This window comes from Micromonospora sp. 4G55, from assembly GCF_016803375.1.
The window spans coordinates 1-6,269 of sequence record NZ_JAEVHN010000361.1; the positions used below are offsets into that span (position 1 = coordinate 1).

Genomic DNA, 6,269 nt, shown 5'->3' on the forward strand with positions numbered 1-6,269 from the left:
CAGTGGGGGACGCTAGGGGGCGTGGGGCGGGGAGATGGCTGGCAGGTCACGGTGAGTTAGCTGACAATCGCGTGCCGGGGTGGCCCGCTTCACGAATCGCTGGCAATCCTGGACACCATGCCCCGACCCCGGTCGCCGCTGTCGCGGCTCTTCACCGTGCTGCTCGCCGGCCTGCTGGCCGGCCTCGTTCTCGCGGTCGCCGCGCTGCCGGGCAACCTGCTCGCCGGGGTGACCGCCAAGGCGGCCCTCGGGGCGTACGACGAGCTGCCGGCGGCCCTGCGCACGCCGGCCACCCCGCAGCGGTCCTACCTCTATGCCAACGACGGCACGACGCTGCTCACCACGTTCTACGACGTGAACCGCACGGACGTGCCGCTGGCCGAGATCGCCCCGGTGATGCGGCAGGCGATCGTCGCCGCCGAGGACCGGCGCTTCTACTCGCACGGCGGAGCCGACCTGCGCGGCCTGGCCCGCGCCGTCGTCGCCAACCTGACCGGCGGCTCGGCGCAGGGCGGCTCGACGCTGACCATGCAGTACGTCCGCAACGTGCTGAAGACCGATCCCAGCCGCACCGCCGAGGAGCGGCAGGCCGCCACCGAGCAGACCATCGGGCGCAAGCTCCAGGAGATCCGGTACGCCACCGCGCTGGAGGACACCCTCAGCAAGGACGAGATCCTCAACCGGTACCTGAACATCGCGTACTTCGGTTCCGGGGCGTACGGCGTCGCCGCGGCCAGCCAGCGCTACTTCGGCAAGGCCCCGGCGGACCTGACCCTCGGCGAGGCCGCCCTGCTCGCCGGCCTGGTCCAGTCGCCCGACGAGTACAGCCCGATCGACGGCGACGCCGAGGCGGCGCTGACCCGGCGCGGGTACGTGCTCGACGCGATGGTCGCCACCGGCGCGATCACCGAGGCCCAGGCCGCGCAGGCCCGGGCGGAGAAGCCCACCCTGCGTCCGACCGCCCAGCCCAACGGCTGCGTGGCCACCCAGACCGCCGACGCCGGCTTCTTCTGCGACTACCTGCGCCGGTGGTGGCTGGAGCAGCCCGCGTTCGGCGCCACCGCCGAGGAGCGGGAGCAGGCGCTGCGCCGGGGCGGCTACCGGGTGGTCACCTCGCTCGACCCGGACGTGCAGGCCACCGCCGTCAGCCAGGCCCGCAAGGTCTACGCCGACGACGACGCGCGGGCGCTGCCGATCGCGGCGGTCGAGCCGGGCACCGGCCGGGTGCTGGCGATGGCGGTCAACCGCCGGTACGGCGTGGCGGAGAACGAGACGGTCAACCCGCTGATCTCCGGCGGCGGCAGCGTCGAGGGCTACCAGGCCGGCTCGACGTTCAAGATGTTCACCATGCTCGCCGCGCTGGAGGCCGGCAAGCCCCTCGCCACCGGCTTCGACGCCCCCAGCCGCCTGCCCACCCGGTACGCCGCCGAGGGCGAGGGCAGCTGCGACGGCAGGTGGTGCCCGGCCAACGCGAACCCGGAGCGGATGGACGGCTACCGGATGATGTGGGACGGCTTCGGCCGCTCCGTGAACACCTACTTCGTCTGGCTGGCCGAGCAGGTCGGCGAGGACAAGGTGGTGGAGATGGCGCAGCGGCTGGGCATCACCTTCCGTTCCGAGGCCGACGCCGCCTTCGCCTCCGACGACGCCGCCAACTGGGGTGCGTTCACCCTCGGCGTGGCCGCCACCACCCCGCTCGACCTGGCCAACGCGTACGCCACGGTGGCCGCCGAGGGGACGTACTGCGCCCCGACCCCGGTGGTGTCGGTGACCGCGCCGGACGGCACGAAGGTGCCGGTCGGCCAGCCGTCCTGCAAGCGGGTGCTGGAGCCCGACGTCGCCCGGGCCGCGACCGACGCGGCGCGCTGCCCGGTGGGCCAGCAGTCCGCGTACGGGCAGTGCAACGGCGGCACGGCCAGCGGGGTGGACCGGATCGTGGGCCGCCCCGTCGCGGGCAAGACCGGCAGCTCGGAGAAGAACGCCACCGAGACCTTCGTCGGGTTCACCCCGCAGGTGGCGGTCGCCGGGATCGCCGCCAATCCGGACGACCCGAGCGACGCCGTCGGCGCCGCGGTGCAGAGCAAGGTGATCGACGCGGTCGCCCGGATCATCCGCGCCGCGGTCGACGGCCAGCCGGTCCGCGACTTCACCGCGCCGAGCCGCGAGCTGGCCGGCAACCCGCAGCGCCCGGAGCCGAAGCCGTCCCCTCGCCCCGAGGAGCCGCGGCGCGAGCGGGAGATTCCCTCCGACATCCTGCGCTGGCTGCAGAACCGCCGCGGCTGACCCCGGCCCGAGATCGCGGACGGTCCGCCGGCGTCGGTTCCCCGTAGCGCGGGCGCCGGTGACCGGAGAGCGACCAGAATGGGGGGCGCCCGCCCGCGCCGCGTACCGCCACCGCCGGCCGGATGAGGGACGCGAGTGGATGGGGGTGCCGCCGTGGCAGTGGACGTGGTGACGGAGACCGTGATCGACCGGCCGGTAGCCGAGGTGGCCGCGTACGCGGGCGACCCCGGCAACGCGCCCGGCTGGTACGTGAACATCGAGTCGGTGGAGTGGCTCACGCCTCCGCCGCTGCGGGTCGGGGCCCGCCTGGCCTTCGTCGCGCACTTCCTCGGGCGGCGGCTGGCGTACACGTACGAAATCGTCGAGCTGGACCCCGGCGAGCGGCTGGTCATGCGGACCGCGCAGGGCCCGTTTCCGATGGAGACGACCTACCGCTGGGAACCGCAGGGCGAGGGGCGCACCCGGATGACCCTGCGCAACCGTGGCGAGCCCAGCGGCTTCGCGGCGGTGACCGCCCCGGTGCTGGCGGCGGCGATGCGTCGGGCCAACCGGAAGGACCTGGCCAGGCTGAAGGCGCTGCTGGAGCGGGAGCGCGGCTGACGCCACTAGCCACTGGGCCGTGCCCGATCCCCGGACGCACCGGTGACCACCGGCCGGACCAGCCGGTCCAGGGCGGCGGCGACCGCCGTCGGGTCGGCCTCGCCGTCGAGCACCTGGAAGTCGGCGAACTCCGGCAGCGCCCGGTAGGCGGCGTCGAGCGCGGCCAGGTGGCCCAGCTCCTCGGTGTCGATGCCCCGCTCGTGCACCCGCCGCTGCGCCAGCGCGGGCGACACCGCCAGGAAGCAGACCAGGTCGGGACGGGGGGAAGAGCGCGTACGCCGCCCGGACCAGCCGGACGCCCCGGTCGCCCCGGGCTCGCATGATCACGTACTGGCACCAGGTCCAGCGGTCCATCACGCCCACCCGGCCGGTCAGCCGGACCCCGGCGACCGCCCGGGCCACGGCCAGCCAGCGCACCGTCGCCTCCAGCGCCGGGTAGAGGCGCCGGCCGAACAGGTGCCCGCCGTCGCGCCGCCCGAGCCGGTGGGCGAGCCGGTTCCACAGCGGGCGGCCGCCGGCGTTCTCGAAGTACGTCGCCGGGACACCCCGCTCGGACAACCGCCGGGCCAGCGCCCGGGCCTGCGTCGACTTGCCCGAGCCGTCGACCCCGAGCAGCGCGATGATCACGGGACGGGCCATGCCCCGGCACGCTAGCCGGCCCGGGCAAGAAATTCCGCGCCGAGCTGTCGGAAACCGTCGCCCCGCTCCGACCCGTCCGTGAGAGCGCCCACCGGAGGCGCCCGGGCGTGAGGAGAGATCATGCGCAAGGTCGTGTACTGGGTCCACCAGTCCCTCGACGGCTTCATCGAGGGCCCGAACGGCGAGTTCGACTGGCCGACGATGGGGCCGGAGCTGTCCGCGTACTCCCTGGAGCTGACCGAGCGGGCCGGCGCCTTCGCCTACGGGCGCAAGGTCTGGGAGATGATGTCCTGGTACTGGCCGCGCGCCGAGTCGATGTCGACGGACCCGCACGACCTGGCCTTCGCGCCGATCTGGCGGCGGACCCCGAAGGTCGTCGTCTCCCGGACCCTCACCGGGGCCGAGTGGGACGCGCAGGTGGTCGGCGGCGACGACCTCGCCAAGGAGATCACCGCGCTCAAGGAGCAGCCCGGCGGGGACCTGCTGCTCACCGGCGGCTCCGGCGCCGCCGCCGCGCTGACCGCGCTCGGCCTGATCGACGAGTACCAGGTGATCGTGCACCCGGTCGTGCTCGGCGGCGGCCGGCCGGTCTTCCCCGGCGGCCCGGAGCGGCTGGACCTGCGGCTGGCCGGGTCGCGCGTCTTCGACGGCCGGACCGTGCTGCTGCGCTACACGCGCGCGGCGGGGTGAGGGTGGCCCGGGTCGCCCAGGCGACGCCCCGGCGCCGCGCGACTGGCACCCGGCAGAATCGTCGCCGTGCCCGTCCACCAGATCACCGACCCCGACGACGACCGGATCGCCGACTACCGCGCGTTGACCGACGTCGAGCTGCGTACCCGCTGGGAGCCCCCGCACGGGCTGTTCATCGCCGAGGGGGAGCTGGTGCTGCGGCGGGCGCTGCGCGCCGGCTACCCGGCCCGGTCGTACCTGGTGGACGCCAAGCGCGTCGACCAGCTCGCCGACCTCGACACCGGCGACGCGCCGGTCTACGCCGCCACCCCGGACGTGCTCCAGCGGGCCACCGGCTTCCACGTGCACCGGGGCGTGCTCGCCTCGTTCCGCCGCAAGCCGCTGCCGACCGCCGCCGAGGTGCTGGCCACCGCCCGCCGGGTGGTGATCCTGGAGGACGTGAACAACCACACCAACCTCGGCGCGATCTTCCGGGCGGTGGCCGGGCTCGGCGTGGACGCGGTGCTGCTCTCGCCGACCTGCGCCGACCCGCTCTACCGGCGCAGCGTACGGGTCAGCATGGGCGAGGTCTTCGCCGTCCCGTACGCGAAGCTGGAGCCCTGGCCCGACGCGCTCGCCGAGGTACGGGCGGCCGGCTTCACCGTGCTGGCGATGACCCCGGCCCCGGACGCGGTGCCCATCCAGCGCCTCGACGCCGCCCAGCGGGCCCGCGCCGCGCTGCTGCTCGGCGCGGAGGGCGCCGGGCTGACCCGGGCCGCGATGGAGGCCAGCGACGCCCGGGTGGTCATCCCGATGCGCCGCGGCGTCGACTCGCTCAACGTCGCCGCCGCCACCGCGGTGGCCTGCTGGGAGCTGGGCCGCGACGACCCGCTCTGACAGGCGGGGCGGGCTGTCGTCGGACGGAGTCACGGACGGTAGCGTGTCGCCCGTGTTCCCTACCGTGCGTGAGGTGCTGGCGCTGGACCCGGTCCGCCACGGCGCGCCGCGCCTGGTCGCCGGGGACGCCGGCCTGGACGCGCCGGTCCGCTGGGTGCACGTCGCCGAGGTGCCCGACATCGCCACCCTGCTCGGCGGCGGCGAACTGGTGCTCACCACCGGCATCGGGCTGCCCGCCGACGACGCCGGCCTGCGCGCCTTCATCGGCGACCTGGCCGACGTCGGCGTCTCCGGGCTGGTGGTCGAGCTGGGCCGCCGGTACGTCAGCGGGGTGCCCCGGGTGATGGCGGCCGCCGCCGAACGGCGCGGCCTGCCCCTGGTCGAGCTGCGCCGGGCCACCCCGTTCGTCCGGATCACCGAGGCGGTGCACGCGCTGATCGTCGACGCCCAGCTCACCGAGCTGCGGGCCACCGAGGAGATCCACCAGCGCTTCACCGAGCTGTCGGTCGAGGGTGCCGGCCCGGCCGAGGTGGTCCGGCAGGCCGCCGAGCTGGCCGGCTGCCCGGTGGTGCTGGAGAACCTGTCCCGGCAGGTGCTCGCGTACGACCCGGCGGGGGAGAGCGCCGAGCTGCTGCTGGACGCCTGGGAGCAGCACTCCCGACGGATCCGCCCCGCCGGTCGCACCGCGTACGACGCCGACAGCGGCTGGCTGGTGACCACCGTCGGCGCGCGGGGGCAGGACTGGGGCCGGCTGCTGCTGCGCTGGCCCGGCGGGGGTGACCTGGCCGCCGGGACCACGCTCGGTGGCCGGCCGGCGGGCACTCCGCCGACCCGGCTGACGATCCTGGTGGAGCGGGCCGCCTCCACCCTGGCGCTGGGCCGGCTGATCCGGCGCGACGCCGAGGGCCTGGAACGGCAGATCCACCGCACCCTGCTCACCGCCCTGCTCGACCACTCCCGCCCGGTCGACGAGGTCGCGCTGCGGGCGCGGGCGCTCGGCGTCACGCTGGAACGCCGGCATCTCGTCGGGGGTGGTGGTCCGGCACCGCCTCGACGACCCCGCCGCCGATGGCGCCACCGGGGAGAGCGCCGTGGCGGCCGAGTCGGCCCCGGAGGCCGGTCCGGCGCGGCTGCGCGATCTCGCCGAGGCGGTGGGGCAGGCGCTGCGGGAGGCGAAGCTG

The 6,269-nt window shown here is 75.4% G+C and carries 5 protein-coding genes and 1 pseudogene; 5 read left to right on the forward strand and 1 reads right to left on the reverse strand.

All coding sequences use genetic code 11. The annotated features are described in order from the left end of the window. Positions 1 to 117 precede the first annotated feature (117 nt). Entirely contained in the window at positions 118 to 2,283 is a 2,166-nt protein-coding gene (locus JNW89_RS24250; RefSeq protein ID WP_238450632.1) for a transglycosylase domain-containing protein, read from the forward strand. A gap of 153 nt (positions 2,284 to 2,436) precedes the next feature. Continuing rightward, positions 2,437 to 2,883: an SRPBCC family protein gene (locus JNW89_RS24255; protein WP_238450633.1), complete on the forward strand. Its 447-nt coding sequence runs from the start codon at positions 2,437 to 2,439 to the stop codon at positions 2,881 to 2,883. A gap of 5 nt (positions 2,884 to 2,888) precedes the next feature. Here the strand turns inward: JNW89_RS24255 and JNW89_RS24260 are convergent, their stop codons facing one another. Next, complete coding sequence (locus JNW89_RS24260) at positions 2,889 to 3,116, reverse strand: hypothetical protein (protein WP_238450634.1); 228 nt, start codon at positions 3,114 to 3,116, stop codon at positions 2,889 to 2,891. A gap of 526 nt (positions 3,117 to 3,642) precedes the next feature. Between JNW89_RS24260 and JNW89_RS24265 the strand changes: the two genes are divergently transcribed. The 3 genes and pseudogenes from JNW89_RS24265 to JNW89_RS24275 form a co-directional block, all read left to right on the forward strand. Then, positions 3,643 to 4,212, forward strand: coding sequence for a dihydrofolate reductase family protein (locus JNW89_RS24265; RefSeq protein WP_238450635.1), 570 nt, complete (start codon positions 3,643 to 3,645; stop codon positions 4,210 to 4,212). 66 nt (positions 4,213 to 4,278) lie between these two features. After that, complete coding sequence (locus tag JNW89_RS24270; protein WP_238450636.1) at positions 4,279 to 5,088, forward strand: RNA methyltransferase; 810 nt, start codon at positions 4,279 to 4,281, stop codon at positions 5,086 to 5,088. Positions 5,089 to 5,140: 52 nt separating this feature from the next. Beyond that, a pseudogene (locus JNW89_RS24275) lies at positions 5,141 to 6,269 on the forward strand (PucR family transcriptional regulator ligand-binding domain-containing protein); the annotation flags it as partial.